The following is a 24,276-nucleotide window of genomic DNA, read 5'->3' as shown; positions in this document are numbered from 1 at the left end:
TATTAAGTGAAGGAGCGATTTTTATGTCAGCAACAAAAGGTTTAGAAGGTATCGTAGCAGCAGAAACTAAAATCAGTTCTATTATCGATGACACACTAACATATGTAGGTTATGGCATCGATGACCTTACTAACAATGCAACTTTTGAAGAAGTAGTATTTTTATTATGGAACACTCGTTTACCAAAAGCGGACGAGTTAGCAGATTTAAAAAAACAATTAGCTGATAACATGGCTATCCCAGCGGCAATTACAGATTTATTCAAATCTATGCCATTAAAAACAGTACACCCAATGGCTGCTTTACGTACAGCTGTATCTATGTTAGGTACATTTGACGAAGAAGCAGACGTTATGGAAAAAGAAGCAAACTACCGTAAAGCAATTCGTTTACAAGCGAAAATTGCTACAGTAGTAACTACTTTTGCACGCGTACGTCAAGGTAAAGAACCTATTGCTCCAAAACCAGAATTAGGTTATGCAGCAAACTTCTTATATATGCTAAAAGGCGAAGAGCCAGCAGAAATCGAAATCGAAGCATTCAATAAAGCATTAGTATTACATGCTGACCATGAGTTAAACGCTTCTACATTCACAGCACGTGTATGTGTAGCTACATTATCTGATGTATACTCTGGTGTAACTTCAGCTATCGGCGCTTTAAAAGGCCCATTACATGGTGGCGCGAACGAGCAAGTTATGAAAATGTTAACTGAAATTGGTTCATTAGATAACGTTGAAGCTTGGGTACAAAACAAATTAGACAACAAAGAAAAAATCATGGGCTTCGGTCACCGCGTTTACCGTGGTGGAGATCCTCGTGCACCACATTTACGTCTAATGTCTGAAAAGTTAACTAAGTTAACTGGTAAACCAGAATTATACCAAATGTCAGTGAAAATTCATGACATGATCGTTGAACAAAAGAAATTACCTGCAAACGTAGATTTCTTCTCAGCATCAGTATATGATTCTTTAGGCATCGAACATGACTTATTCACACCAATCTTTGCAGTATCTCGTACTTCAGGTTGGGTAGCGCACATTTTAGAACAATATGCGAACAACCGTTTAATCCGTCCACGTGCGGAATACGTTGGTCCAGAAATGCAAAAATACGTTCCAATTAACGAGCGTTAATCAAAAAAGTATGATAAAATGTCTAGGATTGCACGTAAGTTGCAATCCTAGATTTATGATTATTAGGAGGCAAATTTCCAATGACTAACAAAATCGTAGTAGAAAACGGTTCTTTAATGGTTCCAAACAATCCAGTAATTCCTTTCATCGAGGGTGACGGTATTGGTCCAGATATCTGGGCAGCAGCTTCTCGCGTTATCGACGCAGCAGTAGCAAAAGCTTACAATGGCGAAAAGAAAATCGAATGGTTAGAAGTTTTAGCTGGTGAAAAAGCATTCAACGCAACTGGTGAATGGTTACCACAAGAAACTTTAGACAAAATCAACGAGTACCTTATCGCAATTAAAGGTCCTTTAACAACTCCAATCGGTGGCGGTATCCGTTCACTTAACGTAGCATTACGTCAACAACTTGACCTATATGTATGTTTACGTCCAGTTCGTCACTTTGACGGTGTACCTTCTCCAGTTAAACGTCCAGAAGATGTTAAAATGGTTATCTTCCGTGAAAACACTGAAGATATCTATGCTGGTATCGAGTTCGAAGCTGGTTCTGAACAAGCTAAAAAACTAATCGACTTCTTACAAACAGAATTCGGTACAAAAAACATCCGTTTCCCAGAAACTTCAGGTATCGGTGTAAAACCTGTATCTCAAGAAGGTACTGAGCGTTTAGTACGTGCTGCTATCGAATATGCTATCAAGCATAACGAGCCTACTGTTACTTTAGTACACAAAGGTAACATCATGAAGTACACTGAAGGTGGATTCAAAAAATGGGGTTACGCGTTAGCTGAAAAAGAATTCGGCGAACAAGTATTCACATGGAATCAATACGATGCAATCAAAGCTGAACAAGGTGAAGCTGCTGCTAACGAAGCACAATCTGCTGCATTAGCTGCTGGTAAAATCTTAGTTAAAGATTCTATCGCTGATATCTTCTTACAACAAATCTTAACTCGCCCTAAAGAGTTCGACGTAGTAGCTACTATGAACTTAAACGGTGACTATATTTCTGACGCATTAGCTGCTCAAGTTGGTGGTATTGGTATCGCTCCAGGTGCTAACATCAACTACGTAACTGGACATGCTATTTTCGAAGCTACTCACGGTACTGCTCCTAAATACGCTGGTCAAGATAAAGTAAACCCATCTTCAGTATTATTATCAGGCGTATTAATGCTTGAACACTTAGGATGGCAAGAAGCTGCGGACTTAATTACAAACTCAGTTGAGAAAACAATCTCTTCTAAATATGTAACTTATGACTTCGCACGTTTAATGGATGGCGCTACAGAAGTTAAATGTTCTGAATTCGCTACTCGCTTAATCGAAAACTTCTAATTAAAACTTACTTTTTGCCATATTATGTGAAATTGTGAACAAATTATTCAATTTTGAATAATATTGTGAACATAATAAATCATTTACTTGGTGAATATTGACTTTAATAGATTTAAGTTTCAAAATGAATAGTAACAACAAAGGGAGAAAGCATATTGTTTTCTCCCTTTTTGTATACTTAAATTGTCTATATGATTGATTAAAGAGGAGCGATTCGTTATGGTAATAAAACGTAAAAAAATCTCTGTAATTGGTAGTGGAAATACGGGTGCAACGGCGGCTTTTTTAGCTGCACAAAAAGAACTTGGTGATGTTGTCCTTCTTGATATTCCAGATGTTGAAAACCCAACAAAGGGAAAAGCTTTAGATATGTGGGAAACAGCACCTGTGCAAGGCTTTGACTCCTATGTATTGGGTACGGTGAATTACGATGATACAGCTAATTCAGATGTCGTATTAATTACTGCAGGAGTTGCGCGAAAACCAGGAATGAGTCGTGATGATTTAGTTCAAATCAATCAAGCTGTTATGAAATCCGTATCAAAAGAAGTAGCACGAACTTCACCTGATGCGACAATTATAGTATTAACAAATCCTGTTGATGCGATGACATACACAGTATATAAAGAAACAGGCTTCCCAAAAAACCGAGTAATTGGACAATCTGGTGTACTTGATACAGCGCGTTTCCGAGCTTTTGTTGCAGAAGAATTAAATGTTTCGGTAAAAGATATTACCGCTTTAGTTTTGGGTGGTCATGGTGACACAATGGTTCCATTAACACGCTATGCTTCAGTAGGCGGTGTACCATTAGAAAGTCTAATCGAATCAGAACGTCTTGAGCAAATTGTAAAACGTACACGTGGTGGCGGTGGTGAAATCGTTAACTTGCTAGGAAATGGCTCCGCTTATTACGCACCAGCTGCGGCAATGATCGAAATGACTGAAGCAATTTTAAAAGATCAAAAACGTGTATTGCCTTCAATTGCCTATTTAGAAGGTGAATATGGTTATGAAGGTATATATCTTGGTGTGCCAACATTACTTGGTGCAAATGGTATTGAAAAAGTATTTGAACTTCAATTAAATGAATCTGAAAAAAATGCTTTAGACTATTCAGTAGCTGCTGTTAAGGATGTTATGCAAGCATTAAAATAAATAGTAATCAATGTACTGCCAAAAGTGTATAGCTCCCTTTTTGGCAGTATTTTATTTTGCAGCTAATCGTATGAATATAGTGTATTACTTAATGAAATAGAATCGTTCATCGATAATTGTACTTTTTTATAAAAGTTGTTACTATTGAAAGTAATAGTAGGAAAAGTTTCACCACCATACAAATGGAATAATTGATTGGAAATGGGGGTTTCAAATCAATTTTGGAGGAAGCGAATACATGAAAAAAACCGTTTTAGTAGTAGAAGATGAAATTTCGATTGCAACATTATTAAAATATAATTTAGAGCAAGCAGGTTTTGAGGTTTTATTAGCTCATGATGGTAAGCGAGGGTTGGATACAGCAGTAGAACAGACACCAGATTTAATGCTGTTAGATTTAATGTTACCAGAGCTTGATGGTGTGGAGGTGTGTAAAGAGCTTCGTCGCTTACGTATTAACTTACCAATTATTATGTTAACGGCACGTGATGATGAGTTCGATAAAGTGCTCGGTTTAGAATTAGGCGCAGATGATTATATGACGAAACCATTTAGTCCTCGTGAAGTCATTGCACGTGTGAAGGCTGTATTACGTCGCTTTTCTGGGCCAGTTATTGAAGAAGCTGTTCCATCATCTGAACTTGTATATACTTTTGGTGATTTACAAGTGTATCCCGAACGTTTTGAGACATTTATCAATGAAGAAAAACTTGAATTTACACCGAAGGAATTTGAATTATTAGTGTACTTATTAGAAAATAAAAATCGTGTATTAACACGGGATCAGCTTCTAAGCGCTGTTTGGAAATATGACTTTGCTGGAGATACACGGATTGTAGATGTTCATATTAGTCATTTGCGCGATAAAATCGAAGAAAATAGCCGAAAACCGATTTATATTAAAACAATAAGAGGGTTAGGTTATAAATTTGAGGAGCCCAGAAATTAATGAATAACCGTTTATTTTATTCTTTTATTTTTGTCATCGTGTCAATTTTAGCTGTTCTCGGTTTATTCGTAGGACAGCTTTTTCCTTTTTTTGCAAATGATTATATTCAATCTACCATAATTGAAAATCAGCAAAAAATGGAGCAGGTTGTTCAAGAAGAAAAAATCCAATTAAGTTCTGCACAAAAGCGGGCTTTGCTTGAAACATATGAAATTGATAAAAATGCAACAACTTATAATGAAGTTCGAATGCATCTTTACACGATTCTTGTACTATTAATTGTTGTAGCATGTATCATTATGGCGTTCATGATACACCGAATGGCGAGCAACTTTATTACGCCAATTGATAATATAACGCGAACAGCAATGGAATTATCAAAAGGCAATTATCGTGCACGGGCTTTTGCAAAGGGTCCAAAAACGGTCGTGGAGCTGCGAAACTCTATCAATATTTTAGCGCGAAATTTACAAGATATTACGAAAACCCGTGTTATCGAAGAAGAACGTTTAAAAACACTAATTGAGAATATGGGAAGCGCTTTAATGATGCTAGACCGTGAAGGAAATATTTCTATCGTCAATCGGAAATTTCAAGTGTTATTTGATTTAGAAAAAGAACAATTGATTGGAAAGAATTTTTTAACTTTAGGGTTAACGAAGCAATTGGAACAGTTTATCGATTATGTATTTTTAACGGAAATGCCCTATCGTCAGCAGCTTGAAATGGAAATTGGTGATGAACTTTATAATGAACAAATTTATGGCGCACCAGTAGTTGGAGAGCATGGTCGTTGGCTCGGAGTTGTGATTGTTATGCATGATGTGAGTGAACTAATCCGATTAGAACAAATTCGTAAAGATTTCGTTGCGAATGTATCACATGAATTGCGCACACCGATTACATCGATTAAAGGATTTTCTGAAACGCTTCTTGATGGGGCCTTTAAAGATGAAAACATGCTGCTCTCTTTTTTAAATATTATTCATGAAGAAAGTAACCGAATCCAAGTACTTGTACAAGATTTGCTCGAGCTTTCTAAAATTGAAAGACATGGCTTTTTGCTTGATGTGGAACCAGTCAAATTACAGGATATTTTAATTCGTGTTGTTGATCTAACAAGCGCCCAGTTAGAAAGTAAAAATATGCAATTTGAAGTGAACATTGAACAAGATGCGTTTATTTTGGGGGATGTGAACCGTCTTATGCAAATTTTTACGAACTTAATTAATAATGCAATGGCTTATTCAAAAGAGCATACAACTGTGACACTACGTATTAGCAGTGATGAGCAATATGGAATATTTGAGATAACGGATCAAGGAATTGGAATCGAGAAATCAGAAATCCCACGTGTTTTTGAGCGCTTTTATCGTATTGATCGTGCACGTAGTCGAAATTCAGGTGGTACAGGTTTGGGCTTATCAATCGTCAAGCACTTAGTTGAAGCACACCAGGGGAAAATTCAAGTGTCGAGTGAAGTAGGAAAGGGCACAACTATGAAAGTGTATTTACCACTCCAATAAGAAATCTTAACAATGTCTTTACAATACAGAAATAGTAACTATAAATTTAACTGCTATAGTAATTACTAGAAACCCCCGTTTCAAAATAGTGAAGATAGTTAAGAAATAAAGTATTTATGACGCAGTTTGTCCATTTTGGATAAGTTGCGTTTTATTTTTGTAAAAAATGAAACTTTTTGTAAGTTCTCTACGTAAAGTAGAGAGTTTTTAAAATGAAGTAGGGGGTCCTTTATGATGAGTGTTAAGCGGACGTTATTATTTGTCAGTCTCGGATTATTTACAGTAATTGCACTAATAGCTGTAACAACATCTTGGTACACGGTAGATGAGTCTGAACAAGCGGTGGTCATTACATTTGGTCAAGTAGATGATATGATTCAAGATCCAGGGTTACATTTCAAATTACCTTGGCCTATTCAAAAAGCAGAAGTTTTATCGAAGGAAACATATAGTTTACAGTTTGGCTATAAACAGAAAGCAGATGGAACGTTAGAATCGTTTGATAAAGAAACAAAAATGATTACAGGTGACGAGTACATTGTATTAACAGACTTAGTTGTACAATGGCGTATTGTGGATCCAAGAAAATATTTATTCAGTTCACAGGAGCCGAAAATCATTCTACATAGTGCAACATCGAGTGCCATTCGTTCGGTTATTGGAAGTTCAAAAATTGATGAAGCACTAACGGATGGTAAGGCAGATATTGAAGCAGAAACACGCGAACTTCTTGTCTCGTTAATCGAAAAATACGATATTGGGATAGGGATTGTTGGCGTTAAACTTCAGGATGTGGATGTCCCTAATGCAGAGGTTCGAGCTGCCTTTACAGCGGTTACCGATGCACGTGAAATGAAAAGTACAAAAATCAATGAAACTAAAAAATATCAAAATCAACGCTTAAGTGAAGCAGCTGGTGAACGTGATGCCATCAAGTCTAAGGCAGAAGGAGAAAAGGCAGCACGGGTTGAACAAGCGAATGGTGAGGTCGCGCTATTTAATAAGCTATATGAAGAATACCGTTTAAACAAAGAAATTACGCGTGAACGTCTAATGATAGAGACACTTGAAACAGTACTACCAAATGCACAAGTATATATTATGAACGATGATGCGAACGGTACAATGAAATACTTACCACTTCAGCAAATGCAAACGAATTCTTCGACTGAAACGAAGAAGGAAGGGAGTTCAAACTGATGAGCAATAACAATAATAATTTCGATGGCGATTTAGATGCGTTTATCAAAAAGCTATTTGGCAATAAGAAAGAGCAAAATAGTGTAAAGGAAGTATCATCGGATCAAGAGCCTTCTAATAATGGGCAAGAGCCAAATCAAACAAAAAAAACAATTAATAAAACCAAAAAGCCTATGAATATGAAGCAATGGGTTGCTTCCGTAATTGTAATTACGGTCATTTTTGCAGCGCTTCTTATTGCCTTTGCTAATCTGTATGTTGTCAAAGAAAACGAATATAAGGTTGTTCGTCAATTTGGGGAAGTTGTAAAGTTTGAGAAGGAACCGGGTCTCCATATGAAAATTCCCTTTATACAAAGTGTGACAACATTGCCACGTAACTTAATGACTCATGATATGACAGAAGAAGAAATCAGTACAAAAGACAAAAAGCGGATTATTATTGATAATTATACGATTTGGAAAGTGACGGATCCAAAAGCATTAATTTCGAATGCAGGTCAATTGTTAAATGCCGAAAATCGTATGGAAGAATTTATTTATTCAGCACTTCGTACAGAGTTTGGTCAAACGAATTATGAAGACATTATTAATGAAAAAAATTCCTCGCGAGGGAATATTAATGACCGTGTAACAGAGCTTGTGAATGAATTAATTACAGCTGCGAATTTCGGGATTGAAGTCGTTGATGTACGTATTCGTCGAACGGATTTACCACAGGAAAATGAACAATCAGTCTATACTCGTATGGTGTCTGAGCGCCAATCAATCGCCCAAAAGTATTTATCTGAAGGGGATGCTGAAAAGAGTAGAGGCGATGCCAAAACAGATCAAGAAGTGCAGGTAATGCTTGCGACGGCTAAAAAAGAAGCAGCCATCATCCTTGCGCAAGGAGAATCAGAGGCAGCTCAGATTTATAATAATGCCTATTCAAAAGATCCAGAGTTTTATCGTTTATTTAGAACGTTAGAATCGTACAAGAAAACAATAAATGGCGAGACGGTTCTTATCATTCCATCTGATTCGCCATATGCAAAGTTATTATCAGGTCAAGTAAATTAATCTAATTTAATTTAATCTTTGTAAGGAATCTGTTTGTTAAACATACAGATTCCTTTTTTGTATTAATTTACCTTCACGAAAAATTCAATTTATATTACTGGAATATAATATTTTGTTGATATAATAGAATTAGTATCATTTTAAAGGAGTGTCTAGCTTGAGTAGAAAGATTCAAAACAGTTTAATAGCTTTTATAATGGCGACGTCTGTATCAGCCTTGTTTGTTCAATCCAATATTGAATTCATGAAAACTGAAATTTTTCATATACCAGTATTATTTATAGTTATTTTAGGTGTAAGCTTATTTATTGCGGAAGACGTACGTGACTCATTTAAAAAAGTACTTTGGTTTGATAAACGAGAAGATAAGCGTCCAATCTGGCAAGTAGGCATCGGCAGTATTTTCTTCTTTACACAAATTGGGTTTGTTGAAGTGTTTGCACGTCATCTAATGCATTTTAATTTAGGTGGTATGCCATTATATTGTGTGTTTGCTTTTATGAATGCTTTTTTATTAACGGTTATATATGAAGAGATTTTTTATGAAGAAGAAAAAACTAATGTGCAGATTGTTAAATTTAAAAATCGAATGAAATAATGCTTAAAACCTGTATGGAAGTGAATTCTATACGGTTTTTTTACATAGTTGAAGAGAAATTGTTAGAAATATAATATAAATTTGATATTCTATATAAACTTACTATTCTGAAAAAATAATCAAATACGAAGTAATATCGGTAATAAAAAAGCCTTTTTTCACATATTTTGGATTTATTTATTTGGAATGATGGAAAAAAATTATCATTTGTGTATAATGGATAATATATAGTTATAAGGTTATATAATTTATAATATATAGAAAGTAAAATTACCTATATCATTCGGAACGATAGGGAAATTTTAACTGTTCATATTTTTAAACATAGGAGTTGAAGCATTGATTTTATTAGATACGACATATGTGTCTCCACTTTTAGCAGAGACTATAATTAAAAAAGAAATTAAAGTTTGTGATATTCACCGACACGAAATTTTAGGTGGACAATCGAACGGTCAGCAAGGGTTAGTGAATGTCTTTGAAGATGAAGAGTTACTAATTATGAATGCTGAGGAAGCCTTTAATATTTTGAATGAGTATCACGCTGAATCGCATGTAACAAAAATGGCGAATTTATTTAAAAATAAAATTGCTTTTAGAAAACGCTTAGCCGAGAGTTATCCCGACTTTTTCTTTTTAGAAACATCAATTAGTGGATTAAGTAATGTTGATATGGAAGCGTTGGCCTATCCAATCATCTTAAAACCTTCAGTTGGATATTCGAGTGTAGGCGTTTACCGCATTGGAAATGTAACCGAGTTCAATAGTGTGGTCAATGAACTTGGTGAAACAATGCAACAATTAAGTGGGAAATACACAAAAGATGTTCTGGATAGTGAGTCATTTATTATCGAAAGTTATATTGAGGGGCAGGAGTTTGCGGTAGACCTTTATTTTGATAAAAACAATGAGCCGGTTGTATTAAATGTATTTGCACGTATGTTTAAAGACGAAAAAGATATGAGTGATCGTATTTATTATACGAGCAAGCAAGTATTACAAAACTATTTAGCGTCAATTACGGATTATTTAAAACAACTTGGAAACATCTTCGAATTACAAAGAATGCCTCTTCATGTTGAACTTCGAATTGACGAACGTGGAGTCATTGTACCGATTGAGGTGAATCCGTTGCGTTTTGCTGGAGCGGGTACAACTGAATTGGGCGATTTTGCATATGGTGTCAATCCATATGGCTATTTTTTTGAGCAAAGAAAGCCAAATTGGTCGCAATTAATAGATGCAATGGATGATAAAATTTATAGCTTTACATGTGCAGAGTTTGATACAGATATAAAGATTGATGATCGATACATAGTGCGTCATGATTTATTAAAAGAACAATTTCCTCATATTTTAGAATATCGACATATTCCATATGAAAGTGGTTCAACTTTTGCTGTAATTTTTTACAGTAGTGATTCATTAGAACAAAATGAACATATTTTATCGTTAGATTTTATGGAATTTGTAGAAAAGAAAGAGACAATTTTAACTGAAGAATAAAATATATATATAAATTGGGGGGATTGCTCAGTTAAAACAATTTGTCATTGTTTTATAGAGCATTAAAAATGTTTAAAACAGTAAAGGCTAAAATATTATTAGGGATTTTACTACCAATTATTGTACTTAGTATTGTATTTAGTACAATTCTATTCCTTGTTTCAAGTCATTTAATCGAATCTAAAATTATTCCGCAATATAATCAAAATTTAGAGTTAAGTATGGAGAAATTCAGCGCTTTATATGATACGGATTTAGTAAATGATGCAAAAAATAATGCAGATGCATATAAAGAGTTAGAGACTATTACAACGGATTTCCAAAACGAGTTTGATATGGAAAATGCTTATATTATGAGTAAGGTTGATAACAAAGAAGTTATTTTAGTATTAGGAAATGCGGATGAGTATTTATCACCACTTGATTTCACAGCAGACCAGACAGCAGCACTAAATACGACAAACATGGTTGTTAGTGAAATTTATGAAGATGATTATGGTAAGCATAAATCAACATTTTTACAGATTCCAGGAACGGATTCAGTATTAGGGTTGGATGCGGATGCGGACTTTATTGACGATTTAAATAATTTACTAATAAAAATTATTCTCACTTTAGTTATTGTGGCAACAATTACAGGCGCAATTATAGCTTATATCGTTTCGAAACGTATTGTTAATCCTTTAACAAAACTTGTAGACCATACTGAAATTGTGGCACAAGGTGATTTATCAAAACAATTAGATGTTCACGGTAATGATGAAATTGGCCGTCTAGCGAATGGTTTCTCCAACATGCAAATACAGTTAAGGGATACAATTCAACATGTAACGGAAACTAGTGATCATGTAGAAGAAGGGTCATCTACACTAAAACAAAGTGTAGAACAATTAACAATTGCATCCAACCAAGTTTCAAGTGCAATTCAAGAAATTGCTTCGAATACGGAGCTAATTACAGCAGGGGCTACACAAAATCGTGTGGCGGTAGAACATATCACAGCACAAATTGCAGATATTTCGAATGTAACAAAGTTAGTTTCGGATGAGGCAGTGAATGCAACAACTGTTGCTATGCAAGGTAATAAAGTGATTCAAAAATCTGTTGCAGGTATTGAAATAATTAATGAAACTGCCAAAATGTCATTAGCGAAAACTGAACAGATGAATAGTCGTTCCTCGGAAGTAAGTCAAATTACGAAAATTATTTCAAATATTTCAGACCAAATTAACTTACTTGCACTAAACGCAGCAATTGAAGCAGCTCGAGCTGGTGAATATGGTAAAGGGTTTGCTGTAGTAGCAGCTGAAATTCGTTCGTTAGCTGAGCAATCCGCCAATTCAGCGAGCAATATTACAATACTAATTAATGAAATGCAAAAAGACTCAAACGAATCAGTACTTGCAATTAATAATGTAGTAACGAAAATCGAGCAGGAGAGCGTTACGATTTATTCGGCAGGTGAAACATTTAGTACGATTTCAAATTTAGTAGATGATATGAAAAATGAAATCCAAAACGTAACATTCACGTTACAAGAAATAGCAGCAGGTTCTCATCAAATGCTTGAAACAACCAATGCGACAGTACAGTCTCTCGAAGAATCAAATGAGCATTCTCAAAGTATTGCAGCTTCAATGGAAGAACAAACGGCTTCTTCCGAAGAAATGTTAAGCATTTCAACAGAATTAAATCAAATGATTGTTAAGTTAAAAGGACAAATTAATCATTTTAAAATCTAATAAATATTTAAAAAGATCTAGATTATGCCAAGTTGCATACATCTAGATCTTTTTATTTTAAATAAGTAGAGAGTTTTACTTCAGAAATTACGTTTCTATTGGCAATTCATTGCAATTATCGCTAAAGTAGAAAGAGAATAAAAAACCGAACATATATGTGTATTTAGGAATTCTAATTATTGGAGGAACAAGCATGACAAAACAAAAGTTACTATTATTAGACGGCAACAGTTTAGCATATCGCGCATTTTTTGCGTTGCCGCTACTGACGAATGACAGCGGAATCCATACGAACGCAACTTATGGGTTTACGACGATGTTACAAAAAATTATCGGTGAAGAAAACCCAACACAAATGCTCGTTGCGTTTGACGCGGGAAAAACGACTTTTCGACACGAAACGTATGGCGAATATAAAGGTGGGCGCCAAAAAACACCACCAGAGTTATCGGAGCAATTTCCTTATATTCGAAAATTAATCGATGCCTATAATATAAAACGTTATGAGCTTGCTCTATATGAAGCCGATGATATTATCGGGACATTAGCGAAACAAGCGGCAAAAGAAGGTACTGAAGTCATCATCGTGTCAGGTGATAAAGACTTAACGCAACTCGCTACGGATGATGTAACGGTTTATATTACGCGTAAAGGGATTACTGATATTGAAAAATATACACCCGCACATATTGAAGAAAAATACGGTTTAACACCCGTGCAAATTATTGATATGAAGGGCTTAATGGGCGATCAATCAGATAATATTCCAGGCGTTCCCGGTGTTGGTGAAAAAACGGCCATCAAATTACTAAAAGAGCACCATACTGTGGAAGGTTTATACGAAGTTGTTGAATCATTGAAAGCTTCGAAAATGAAAGAAAAGCTTATTGAAAATGAAGAGCTAGCCCATTTATCGAAAAAATTAGCGACCATTTATACAGAGGTGCCATTAACGATTTCATTAGAGGACTTAGCCTATGCAGGACCAAATGAAGAGCAATTAGTAGAAGTTTGGAAAGAGCTTGGCTTCAAATCATTAATCGAAAAAAGTGACTTTGAAGTAGAACAAATAGAGCAAGCAGAACTCAAGTTTGATACGGTAGATGCAATTACAGCAGAAATGTTACAAGATGTGATGGCACTTCACTTAGAATTAGAAAACGAACATTATCATACATGTAAAGCTCTAGGACTTGCGCTATCTGATGGCGAAAAAACAGTCTACACAACAATTGAAGGTCTACTTAACAATGAAGTGTTAAAGAAATGGCTACAAGATGACACGAAGAAAAAATACATGGTTGATAGTAAAGCAACACAAGCAATGCTTCAGCGCCTCGATATAGAATTGAAGGGTGTTGAGTTTGATTTATTATTAGCTTCTTATATTTTAAAGCCATCTATTTCAGGTGATGATGTGGCAACCCTTGCAAAAGAGTTTGGTTATCAAGACGTGCAAACAAATGAAGCCGTGTATGGTAAGGGTGCAAAATGGGCATTACCAACAGCGGATGCCTTGGCGGAGCATGTAAGCCGTAAAGCAGTAGCAGTTTGGAAGTTACAACCTGTATTAGAAGAAAAGTTAAAAGTAAATGAACAGTTCGAACTTTATAAAGAACTAGAGCTACCCCTTGCACATATTTTAGGCAAGATGGAAAGTGAAGGCATTACAGCAAATGTCGATACACTAGAGAAAATGGGCGACGAGTTAAAAGAAAAGCTTACAGTCATGGAAGCAACGATTTATGAGCTAGCAGGGGAAACTTTTAACATCAATTCACCGAAGCAACTAGGGGTTATTTTATTTGATAAATTGGGCCTACCTGTAATTAAAAAAACGAAAACAGGTTATTCGACTGCGGCTGATGTATTAGAAAAGCTGCAATATAAGCATGATATCGTAAAACATATTTTATCGTATCGTACATTAGCAAAATTACAATCGACATACATCGAAGGACTAACAAAGGAAGTGCACCCTGAAGATTCAAAAGTGCATACGCGTTTCCAACAAGCATTAACAGCAACAGGTCGCTTAAGCTCAACGGACCCAAATCTACAAAACATCCCGATTCGTTTAGAAGAAGGTCGGAAAATTCGTCAAGCATTTGTACCATCAAAAAAAGACTGGATATTATTTTCAGCCGATTATTCACAAATCGAATTACGCGTGCTAGCACATATGTGTGAAGACGATGCGCTTGTCGATGCATTTAAACATGGCATGGATATTCATACACGTACAGCGATGGACGTATTTGGTGTTGAAGCAGATGAAGTTACAAGTAATATGCGTCGTACAGCAAAAGCCGTAAACTTTGGTATTGTTTACGGCATTAGTGATTACGGCTTATCACAAAGCTTAGATATTACACGTAAAGATGCCGCGAAGTTTATTGACAACTATTTACAAAGCTTCCCAGGTGTAAAAAATTATATGGATTCGATTATTGAAGATGCGAAGAAAACAGGTTATGTGACAACTATCTTAAATCGTCGTCGTTATTTACCAGATATTACGAATTCGAACTTCAATTTACGTAGCTTTGCTGAACGCACAGCGATGAATACGCCAATTCAAGGGAGTGCTGCGGATATTATTAAAAAAGCGATGATTGATATGGCAGCTCGACTTGAAAAAGAAGGCTTACAAGCAAAATTATTATTACAAGTACACGATGAATTAATTTTTGAAGCACCAAAAGAAGAAATTGAGATTTTAGAACGTATCGTACCAGAAGTGATGGAAAATGCGATTGAACTCATTGTGCCGTTAAAGGTAGATTATTCATATGGCACGACTTGGTACGATGCAAAGTAAGGAGTAATTTTTATGCCAGAATTACCAGAAGTTGAAGGTGTCGTTCGCGATCTGAAGCCGATTGTTGAGGGGAAAACCATTGCACAAGTGGCTTTGTCGGAAGTTGTTTATAATTCGCATGAAGCAGGAAAGCAAGCGATTGTTAAAAATAGCGAGCCTTATCAGTTTGAGCAGCTTTTGAAGGATATGACCATTCAAAATTTACAACGACGTTCCAAATATATATTTTTTCATCTAGAAAAAAACGGAGAACCCTTTGTTTTAGTGAACCACCTTGGAATGAGCGGGGCATGGTTTGTTGTACAGGATGTAACAGAAATTACAGAGGATAAATTCCGAAAACACATTCATGCGATTTTCACATTGACAACGGGTGAGCTTCTTGTTTACTCAGATATTCGACGTTTTGGAGAGTTACGTTTTATGAAAGAAATTGCTGACCATCCGCCACTTTTAAAAATGGCACCAGAACCGTTTGATGATGATGCCTGTGATTTTTTTATTAAGCAAAGTGAAAAGCCGAAATTTGCGAAGAAACCTATTAAAGAAGTAATTATGGATGGCCAAGTTATTTCAGGTTGCGGCAATATTTATGCGACGGAATCGTTATTTAAAACAGGGATTTATCCTGGACGTAAAACCAACGATGTGAGTGATGAGGAAAAAGTTGGATTGTTCCATACGATTTGTGATGTGCTACAAGAAAGCATCGACTCAGGGGGCTCAACGATTTCAGACTACCGAAGCATTAATGGTGGCGCTGGTTCGATGCAGCATCGCTTAAAAATGTACGGAAAAAAACAATGCTTAACATGTGGCACAGCGACCGAGTCAATGGTCATCGGTGGTCGAACATCGGTGTATTGCCCGCAGTGCCAGCAGTAAAGGGGAATTTGTTGTGATTATAGGATTAACAGGAAGTATAGCAAGTGGTAAAAGTGCGGTTGCGAAAATGATTCAGTCATATGGGTTACCAATCGTAGATGCAGATGTAGTAGCTCGCCAAGTTGTTGAACCAGACAGTGAGACATTAAGAAAAATTGCGGAAGTCTTCGGACAAGAAGTGATCGCAGAAGATGGTTCAATGGATCGTGCGAAAGTTGGTAATATCATTTTTCATGATGAGACGATGCGCAAAAAATTAAATGACATTATCCACCCAGCAATCCGTGGAGAAATGATCCGTCAACGCGATGAGTTCATTTCGTATGGTGAAAAAAATGTCTTTATGGATATTCCATTATTATTTGAAAGTAAGCTGGAACATTTTGTTGAAAAGATTATCGTTGTTTCTGTATCAGAGGAAGTACAATTAGAACGTTTAATGGTACGTAACGGATTCACTGAACAGGAAGCACGAGCTCGTATTGCTACTCAAATTCCAGTAAAACAAAAAGAATCATTCGCTGACGCAGTGATTAATAATAACGGCACATTAGAACAAACTGCATTACAATTGCAAAACATTTTATATGAGTGGAATGTGTTGAAGTACTAATTAAACTTGTAAAATTTAACATAGATTACTCATAGATTTAAAAGATTGTTCTGAATGATTTCGGACAATCTTTTTTCTTTTTCTAACAGATTTAAGTAGGATTATTATCAGAAAATAATAACTTTTATTATGTATATTAAATATGTTCACCTTTTAAAAAAATGTGCTATACTAATGTGCGAGAAATGAAAATAAACGAATCGAAATCTTAGGAGGATTTAAATAATTATGACAGTTTCTATCGCAATTAATGGTTTTGGCCGTATTGGTCGAATGGTGTTCCGTCAAGCTATGATGCGCGGCAATGTAAATATCGTAGCAGTAAATGCAAGCTACCCAGCTGAAACGTTAGCACATTTAATTAAGTATGACACAAATCATGGCGTGTTCCCAGGTACTGTTGAAGCTACTGAAGGTGCTTTAATTGTAAATGGTAACCGCGTAGAGCTAGTTAGCGAACGTGATCCACTAAAATTACCATGGGCTGAAATGGGCGTAGATATCGTAATCGAAGCTACTGGTAAATTCAATGATCGTGCTAAAGCTGCAATGCACTTAGAAGCTGGCGCAAAAAAAGTTATTTTAACCGCTCCAGGTAAAAATGAAGATATTACGGTTGTATTAGGTGTTAATGACGACAAATTAGAATTATCTAAGCATGATGTTATTTCAAATGCATCTTGTACGACAAACTGCTTAGCTCCAGTAGCAAAAGTATTAAATGATGAATTTGGTATCGTAAACGGTTTAATGACAACAGTTCATGCATACACAAATGATCAAAATAATATTGATAACCCACACAAAGATTTACGCCGTGCGCGTAACTGTGCATCGTCAATTATCCCAACTTCGACTGGTGCTGCAAAAGCTTTGCGTTTAGTACTACCAGAATTAGATGGCAAAATTCACGGTATGGCATTACGTGTACCAACTCCGAATGTTTCGTTAGTTGATTTAGTTGTAGACTTAGAGCGTGACGTGACTGTAGAAGAAGTAAATGCTGCATTTAAGAAAGCAGCTGAAGGTAAAATGAATGGTATTTTAAACTTCAATATGGAGCCATTAGTATCTTCAGATTACAACACAACAACATTCTCATCTACAGTTGACGGCTTATCAACAATCGTTTTAGGTGACCGTAAAGTAAAAGTAATCGCTTGGTATGACAACGAGTGGGGTTACTCTGCACGTGTAGTAGATTTAGCGACTAAAATTGCGAATGAGTTAGCAATAGTTAACGCATAATTTGGTATTTGAAAAGGCCTTTTCAGAAGTGTTTTGTTTCTGTAAAAGGCTTTTTTCTATTGCATTAAAATAGCGTGGGCACTATAATTTGAAAGCGAAAATTTTTAAAACATACGAACGCGCGCGGAATCACTATTTCATGTGCGTTGTTTTTGTTATAATACATTTATACTAACAGATCAGGAGAACAAAAATATGAGATGTCCAGCTTGTCAATACAATGGAACACGTGTTGTAGATTCAAGACCTGTTGATGATAATAAAGAAATTCGTAGACGTCGTGAGTGCGAATCTTGCAGTTTCCGATTTACTACATTCGAAAAAATAGAAGAAACACCTTTAATCGTTGTGAAAAAAGAAGGTTCTCGAGAAGAGTTTAGCCGCGAGAAGGTGCTTCGAGGTTTGATTCGTGCATGCGAAAAGCGTCCAGTTCCATTAGAACAATTAGAAGAAATTGTTTTTGATATCGAAAAAGAGCTACGTCGTATAGGGAATGCAGAAGTGCGTTCTGAAGATGTTGGTGAAATGGTAATGGATCATTTAGCGAAAGTAGATGAAGTTGCTTACGTACGCTTTGCATCTGTTTACCGTCAATTTAAAGACATTACGGTATTTATTGAAGAGTTAAAAGAAATTATGACCCGTCAATCAAATGAAAAATAACAAGGAGGGGAGATAAAAAATGGTTCACTTTAATGAATTACAGCCTACGGATCATTTTGAAATAACGCTCCCTCATGCCTTATCTACAAATGAACGTCAATTAATAACGCTTTTTTATCAGCCATTAACAGGTCCAGAGCCAATTAGTCTTTATTTAACATTATGGGCCGAAGCGGAAAGTCATTCACCACAGCAATTAACGCATTATTATTTGATGAATGTGCTGTCGATGCCATTAAAAAAAGTGTTTGAAGCACGTATTGCACTCGAGGCAATTGGCTTATTAAGCACATGGCGAAAAGACGAAAATACGAGCCGCCACTTTATTTATGAGCTTGTTCGACCACTGGATGCACCGCAATTTTTTAAAGATCCGCTATTATCGATGTTTTTATTTAGTAAAATTGGGGAGGCTTCTTATCGTAAACTCCGTCAACGCTTTTTAACTAAGAAAAGTAAAGAGAACTTTGAAGAAGTGACACGCTCATTTGTCGATGTCTATCGCCCAGTGAATATGAGCTTACCAACCGATGACTATGATGAAACACATAAGAAAACATCGGATTATCCGTTTTATTTTGAACAATTTGATTTCAACTTATTAAAAGCGGGTCTTTCCGAACAATTAATACCAAGTGCGGCTTTAACGATTCAAGCGAAAGAAACAATTGCGAAGCTTGCATTCATGTATCAATTAACACCTTTGCAAATGCAAAAGGTTGTTATTTCAGCACTGGATGACCACAATAAGTTAACGACAGAGCGTTTAAAAAAAGCAGCTGCAGATTATTATAAATTAACGATTTCTACTGAGGCTCCAACATTACAGAAAACATTTGAACCAAAGCAGCATATTATCACGAAAGAGAATTTAACAAAAGAGCAGGAGTTGCTTCAATATTTAGAAACGACACCACCTGTCCAAGTATTACGTGATGTAAATAACGGGAAAGAACCGATTCCCTCAACAATTCAAATTGCCGAAGATTTAGTGGTGAAATATAGTATGCCAATTGGGGTAGTCAATGTTTTATTAGAATACGTGATGCTATCAACAGACATGAAATTGCCTAAAAATTATGTTGAAAGAATTGCAGACCACTGGAATCGTAAGCAGTTAAATACAGCAAAAGAGGCAATGGATTTAGCGCGACAAGAACGCGATAAATATGCACAGTGGAAGCAAGAAAGTACAACAGTAAAACAACCAAATACGACACAGCCGACGAAAAAGTCTTCATACAACCGGAAAAATGGGCGAGATGAACAAGTACCAGATTGGTTTTATAAACGACATGAAAAAAAAGAGCCTGAACCAGAAGAAGGTATCGATTTTGAAAAGGAACGCTTAAAAATCTTAAAAAAACTTGGACAACATGATGGGGTAGGTGAATAACAATCGAACCGATTAACAATCAATTAAATGAAATAAAAAAAAGAATGCCTTCGTTTGAAGAACGTTTTGAAAAGATGCGCCGTGAAACAATCGAGCATCCAAAAGTACAGCAATTTTTAAAAGAGCATGAGGATCAAGTAACAAAAGAGATGGTCGATATTAGTTTGCCGAAGCTTTATGAATATATCAATCAAGCTACAAGTTGTTGTGGATGTGGTAATACGAAATCGTGTACGAATTTATTAAAAGGCTATGTTCCGACACTTTATATTACACGAAACGTAATTGATATTTCCTACGTGCCTTGTGAACAAAAAATGCGTGAAGATGAGCGCCGTGAAGTGGCGAATATGATTTCAAGTATGCATATGCCGAAAGACGTATTAAAAGCTACTATTAAAGATTTATCGATTAATACAAGTTCACGAATTAAAATTGCAAATTTAGCTGCTGAATTTGTTGCTGAATATAAACTGACGGGTGAGCTACCTAAAAAAGGTTTTTATATTTATGGAGAATTCGGGGTAGGAAAATCTTTTGTATTGGGTGCAATTGCAAATGAATTGGCTAGCTTAAAAGTTCGTTCTGTTGTTGTATTTGTACCTGAATTTTTACGTGAAATGAAAAATGCGATTGGTGATAATACATTAAATGAAAAAATCGATTATGTAAAAAAAGCACCTGTACTGATGCTCGATGATATTGGTGCTGAAACGATGTCATCATGGACACGTGATGAAATTTTAGGTACGATTTTACACTACCGTATGAGTGAAGAGTTACCGACATTTATAACATCGAATTTTGAATATAATGGATTAGAAAATCATTTAAAGCAATCGCAAAAAGGCGATAATGAACCGATGAAGGCTGCTCGAATTATGGAACGTATTAAAGCGGTAACGACTCCGGTTCAATTGGACGGAGTTAACCGCCGAAATTAAATTATGAAAAAAATTTCTTTTATTCATAGTTGCATTTCATAAAAAACGAGCGTATACTTTGAACGTAATTACAACAATTTAAATGTAAATGCTTTGAAGAGGATAACAAGTTTAACGAACTAGCTTTTTAGAGAGGGAAGTCATGGCTGCAAGCTTCCTAGCATAAGCGTTCAACTTTACTACCTTGGAGCAGTGATGGGGCGAATCCATCATCGTTTCTCAGTACGTTAACTGACCTAGAGCTTCTATTTCACATTTGTGAGAAGGAAGAAGGGTGGCACCACGAGCATACAGCATCGTCCCTTTGTAGGGACGGTGCTTTTTATTTTGCCTGAAATTGCCCACCAAAAATAAAAGGAGGAAAACAACATGTCAGAAATGATTCAATTAACATTCCCAGATGGCGCAGTAAAGGAATTTGCTAAAGGAACTTCAACTTTAGATGTTGCAGGTTCAATTAGCCCAGGTCTTAAAAAATCAACATTAGCTGGTAAAATTAACGGCACTTTAATCGATGCAAAAACAGGTATCGAAGAAGACGGTGCTATCGAGATTATTACAAATAAATCTCCTGAGGGCTTAGAAATTCTACGTCACTCAACTGCTCACTTAACAGCACAAGCAGTAAAACGTCTATACCCAGATGTAAAATTAGGTATCGGTCCAGTAATCGATTCAGGTTTCTACTATGATATCGATTCGCCAACACCAATTACAGCGGAAGATTTACCAGCAATCGAAAAAGAAATGAAAAAAATCATTGCTGAAAACATCGAAATCGATCGTAAAAATGTTTCTCGTGATGAAGCACAAAAAATTTACGAAGAAGTGGGCGACGAGTACAAATTAGAACTACTTGAAGCCATCCCAGCAGATGACCAAGTGTCAATCTACTATCAAGGTGATTTCTTCGACCTTTGCCGTGGGGTACACGTACCATCTACAGGTAAATTAAAAGAGTTTAAACTATTATCTTTAGCGGGTGCTTACTGGCGCGGGAACTCAGACAATAAAATGTTACAACGTATTTACGGTACAGCCTTCTTCACTAAAGATGAATTAAAACACCATATTCAAATGCTTGAAGAAGCAAAAGAGCGTGATCACCGAAAAATCGGTAAAGAATTAGAACTTTTCATGACTTCTCAAACTGTAGGTCAAGGTTTACCATTATGGTTACCAAACGGTGCAACAATCCGTCGTACTATTGAGCGTTATATCGTAGATAAAGAATTAGCTTTAGGTTACAAACACGTTTACACACCAGTACTTGGTTCTAAAAAATTATATGAAACTTCTGGTCACTGGGATCATTATCAAGACGGCATGTTCCCTCCAATGGAAATGGACAACGAAACATTAGTATTACGTCCAATGAACTGTCCTCACCATATGATGGTATTCAAAAACGGCTTACACTCTTATCGTCATTTACCATTACGTATCGCAGAACTTGGTACAATGCACCGTTACGAAATGTCTGGAGCAGTTTCAGGGTTACAACGTGTACGTGGGATGACTCTAAATGACGCACATATTTTCGTACGCCCAGACCAAATTAAATCGGAATTCAAAAAAGTAGTAGAATTAATTTTAGATGTATACAAAGACTTTGATTTAACAGACTACTCATTCCGTTTATCTTACCGTGACCCGAACAACAAAGAGAAATACTTCGATGATGATGAAATGTGGGAAACTGCACAACGCATGCTAAAAGAAGCAATGGATGAGCTTGGCTTAGACTACTTCGAAGCAGAAGATGAAGCAGCGTTCTACGGACCGAAATTAGATGTACAAGTGAAAACTGCAATTGGTAAAGAAGAAACTTTATCAACTGCTCAACTTGATTTCTTATTACCACAACGCTTTGACCTTTCTTACATTGGTGAAGATGGTCAACCGCAACGCCCAGTAGTAATTCACCGCGGTGTTGTATCAACAATGGAACGTTTTGTAGCCTTCTTAATCGAAGAATATAAAGGTGCCTTCCCAACTTGGTTAGCACCAGTTCAAGCGACTATTATTCCAGTATCAAATTCAGTGCACTACGATTATGCGCGTGAAGTACAAGAAAAATTAGTTGCAGCTGGTATTCGTGTAGAAATGGATGACCGTGAAGAAAAATTAGGTTATAAAATCCGCGAAGCACAAATGCAAAAAATTCCTTACATGTTAGTTTTAGGGGACAAAGAAGTTGCAGAGGCAAGCGTAAATATTCGTCGTTATGGCTCTAAAGATTCAGAAACAATTAGCTTCGATGAATTCTTAGCGAACATCAAAGCAGAAGCTACTAAGTAATATAAAGAACAAATCCTCTATTCAGTATATAGTTACTGAATAGAGGATTTGTTTGTTACGAAATAAAACTATGTATCTTTTAAGTTTAAAAAGTAAATAAAACAGTTGACGGTTTATATAAGACGTGTTAAGATTATTTAAGTTATGAATACAAATTTTGAAAGTAGAGGCTGCCCGCTTCTCACCTGACAAGTGCTTTTATAAGTTACGACCAGGTATAGACACGTTGAATTGTTTTACGCTTGTACGCGTATGCACATATAGCGGGCGGACATCTCAAATGTCCGTCCTTTTTGTTTGTATAAAACGAAAAGAAAGTATGGACATAACGCTGAGTTGTACCGTTCGACCGGGTTATACTTTACACCAAAGCATGTATTCGCGACACACTCTTGGAGGTGGATTATTATTAGCAAAGACATGTATGTAAACGAAGGCATTCGCGCACGTGAACTTCGTCTAATCGACCATAATGGTGATCAGCTAGGTCTTAAAACACGTACCGAAGCGCTTGAGATTGCTACCCGTGTTAACTTGGATCTTGTCCTTGTGGCCCCTCAAGCCAAACCACCAGTCGCTCGTATTATGGACTATGGTAAATTTAAGTTCGAACAGCAAAAAAAAGACCGTGATATTCGCAAAAATTCTAAAGTCATCGTTATGAAAGAGGTTCGTCTGAGCCCAACAATCGATGAACATGATTTCCAAACGAAATTACGTAACGGCATCAAGTTCCTTGAAAAAGGTGACAAAGTTAAAGCGAGTATTCGTTTTAAAGGTCGTGCAATTACACACAAAGAAATTGGTCAACGTGTGTTAGATCGTTTTGCTGAAGCTTGTGCTGAAGTGTCTACGGTTGAACAAAAACCGAAGATGGAAGGCCGTAGCATGTTCTTAGTTCTTCAACCGAAGAATGAGAAATAATTTTTTCAATTGATCAGTTTAGGAGGAAATCGACATGCCAAAAATGAAAACACACCGTGGTGCTGCAAAGCGTTTCAAAAAAACAGGTTCAGGTAAATTAAAATTTGACCGTGCTTATGGTAGCCACTTATTCGCTAACAAATCAACTAAAGCGAAACGTAAACTTCGTAAAGCGAAAATCGCTACTTCTGGTGATTTCAAACGCATCCGTACTTTATTAACTTACATGAAGTAATCATTTGAACATACAGGTTCAACA

General features: G+C 36.1%; 20 protein-coding genes and 1 other annotated feature. All 20 genes read left to right on the top strand.

Features of this window, described 5'->3' with window-relative positions; translation table 11 throughout:
* The first annotated feature begins 23 nt into the window (after positions 1-23).
* Positions 24-1,139: a citrate synthase gene (gene citZ / locus DCE79_RS13315; protein ID WP_108713524.1), complete on the top strand. Its 1,116-nt coding sequence runs from the start codon at positions 24-26 to the stop codon at positions 1,137-1,139.
* An 80-nt stretch (positions 1,140-1,219) separates the two neighbouring features.
* Complete coding sequence (gene icd / locus DCE79_RS13310) at positions 1,220-2,482, top strand: NADP-dependent isocitrate dehydrogenase (RefSeq protein WP_108713523.1); 1,263 nt, start codon at positions 1,220-1,222, stop codon at positions 2,480-2,482.
* A 219-nt stretch (positions 2,483-2,701) separates the two neighbouring features.
* The gene (mdh, locus tag DCE79_RS13305) at positions 2,702-3,640 is read left to right on the top strand and encodes a malate dehydrogenase (RefSeq protein ID WP_108713522.1); all 939 of its coding nucleotides are present in this window, start codon (positions 2,702-2,704) and stop codon (positions 3,638-3,640) included.
* Between the two features lie 238 nt (positions 3,641-3,878).
* Positions 3,879-4,589 carry a response regulator transcription factor gene (locus DCE79_RS13300; RefSeq protein ID WP_108713521.1) on the top strand — a complete coding sequence of 237 codons (711 nt, stop codon included), beginning with the start codon at positions 3,879-3,881 and terminating at the stop codon, positions 4,587-4,589.
* Positions 4,589-6,115 (top strand): two-component system histidine kinase PnpS, encoded by a 1,527-nt coding sequence (pnpS, locus tag DCE79_RS13295; RefSeq protein WP_108713520.1) that lies wholly within the window; start codon positions 4,589-4,591, stop codon positions 6,113-6,115. The genes DCE79_RS13300 and pnpS overlap by 1 nt, the downstream gene beginning before the upstream one ends.
* A gap of 234 nt (positions 6,116-6,349) precedes the next feature.
* On the top strand, positions 6,350-7,315 hold the full coding sequence (hflK, locus tag DCE79_RS13290) for an FtsH protease activity modulator HflK (protein ID WP_199912332.1): 966 nt from the start codon (positions 6,350-6,352) through the stop codon (positions 7,313-7,315).
* Positions 7,315-8,376, top strand: a complete 1,062-nt coding sequence (gene hflC / locus DCE79_RS13285; RefSeq protein ID WP_108713518.1) for a protease modulator HflC — start codon at positions 7,315-7,317, stop codon at positions 8,374-8,376. Before hflK ends, hflC begins: the two co-directional genes overlap by 1 nt.
* Before the next feature lie 157 nt (positions 8,377-8,533).
* On the top strand, positions 8,534-8,974 hold the full coding sequence (locus DCE79_RS13280) for a DNA polymerase I (RefSeq protein ID WP_108713517.1): 441 nt from the start codon (positions 8,534-8,536) through the stop codon (positions 8,972-8,974).
* A 339-nt stretch (positions 8,975-9,313) separates the two neighbouring features.
* Positions 9,314-10,480: an ATP-grasp domain-containing protein gene (locus DCE79_RS13275; RefSeq protein WP_108713516.1), complete on the top strand. Its 1,167-nt coding sequence runs from the start codon at positions 9,314-9,316 to the stop codon at positions 10,478-10,480.
* 68 nt (positions 10,481-10,548) lie between these two features.
* Complete coding sequence (locus DCE79_RS13270; RefSeq protein WP_108713515.1) at positions 10,549-12,222, top strand: methyl-accepting chemotaxis protein; 1,674 nt, start codon at positions 10,549-10,551, stop codon at positions 12,220-12,222.
* A 193-nt stretch (positions 12,223-12,415) separates the two neighbouring features.
* The gene (gene polA / locus DCE79_RS13265) at positions 12,416-15,043 is read left to right on the top strand and encodes a DNA polymerase I (RefSeq protein WP_108713514.1); all 2,628 of its coding nucleotides are present in this window, start codon (positions 12,416-12,418) and stop codon (positions 15,041-15,043) included.
* A gap of 12 nt (positions 15,044-15,055) precedes the next feature.
* Entirely contained in the window at positions 15,056-15,928 is an 873-nt protein-coding gene (gene mutM / locus DCE79_RS13260; RefSeq protein WP_108713513.1) for a bifunctional DNA-formamidopyrimidine glycosylase/DNA-(apurinic or apyrimidinic site) lyase, read from the top strand.
* A 13-nt stretch (positions 15,929-15,941) separates the two neighbouring features.
* On the top strand, positions 15,942-16,541 hold the full coding sequence (coaE, locus tag DCE79_RS13255) for a dephospho-CoA kinase (RefSeq protein WP_108713512.1): 600 nt from the start codon (positions 15,942-15,944) through the stop codon (positions 16,539-16,541).
* 228 nt (positions 16,542-16,769) lie between these two features.
* On the top strand, positions 16,770-17,789 hold the full coding sequence (locus DCE79_RS13250) for a glyceraldehyde-3-phosphate dehydrogenase (protein ID WP_108713511.1): 1,020 nt from the start codon (positions 16,770-16,772) through the stop codon (positions 17,787-17,789).
* A gap of 195 nt (positions 17,790-17,984) precedes the next feature.
* On the top strand, positions 17,985-18,452 hold the full coding sequence (gene nrdR / locus DCE79_RS13245; RefSeq protein ID WP_108713510.1) for a transcriptional regulator NrdR: 468 nt from the start codon (positions 17,985-17,987) through the stop codon (positions 18,450-18,452).
* 19 nt (positions 18,453-18,471) lie between these two features.
* On the top strand, positions 18,472-19,848 hold the full coding sequence (locus tag DCE79_RS13240) for a replication initiation and membrane attachment family protein (protein ID WP_108713509.1): 1,377 nt from the start codon (positions 18,472-18,474) through the stop codon (positions 19,846-19,848).
* A gap of 2 nt (positions 19,849-19,850) precedes the next feature.
* Positions 19,851-20,792, top strand: a complete 942-nt coding sequence (gene dnaI / locus DCE79_RS13235) for a primosomal protein DnaI (RefSeq protein WP_108713508.1) — start codon at positions 19,851-19,853, stop codon at positions 20,790-20,792.
* Positions 20,793-21,161: 369 nt separating this feature from the next.
* Positions 21,162-23,093: a threonine--tRNA ligase gene (gene thrS, locus DCE79_RS13230; RefSeq protein ID WP_108713507.1), complete on the top strand. Its 1,932-nt coding sequence runs from the start codon at positions 21,162-21,164 to the stop codon at positions 23,091-23,093.
* A gap of 155 nt (positions 23,094-23,248) precedes the next feature.
* Positions 23,249-23,395, top strand: a sequence feature (ribosomal protein L20 leader region).
* A gap of 118 nt (positions 23,396-23,513) precedes the next feature.
* The gene (infC, locus tag DCE79_RS13225; protein WP_108713506.1) at positions 23,514-24,017 is read left to right on the top strand and encodes a translation initiation factor IF-3; all 504 of its coding nucleotides are present in this window, start codon (positions 23,514-23,516) and stop codon (positions 24,015-24,017) included.
* 34 nt (positions 24,018-24,051) lie between these two features.
* Positions 24,052-24,252 (top strand): 50S ribosomal protein L35, encoded by a 201-nt coding sequence (rpmI, locus tag DCE79_RS13220; RefSeq protein ID WP_108713505.1) that lies wholly within the window; start codon positions 24,052-24,054, stop codon positions 24,250-24,252.
* The last annotated feature ends 24 nt before the right edge of the window (positions 24,253-24,276 follow it).

The organism is Lysinibacillus sp. 2017 (assembly GCF_003073375.1).
Classification (GTDB): Bacteria; Bacillota; Bacilli; order Bacillales_A; family Planococcaceae; genus Solibacillus.
Note: the sequence above shows the minus strand (reverse complement) of the source record. Positions and strands in the feature narration are given on the sequence as shown.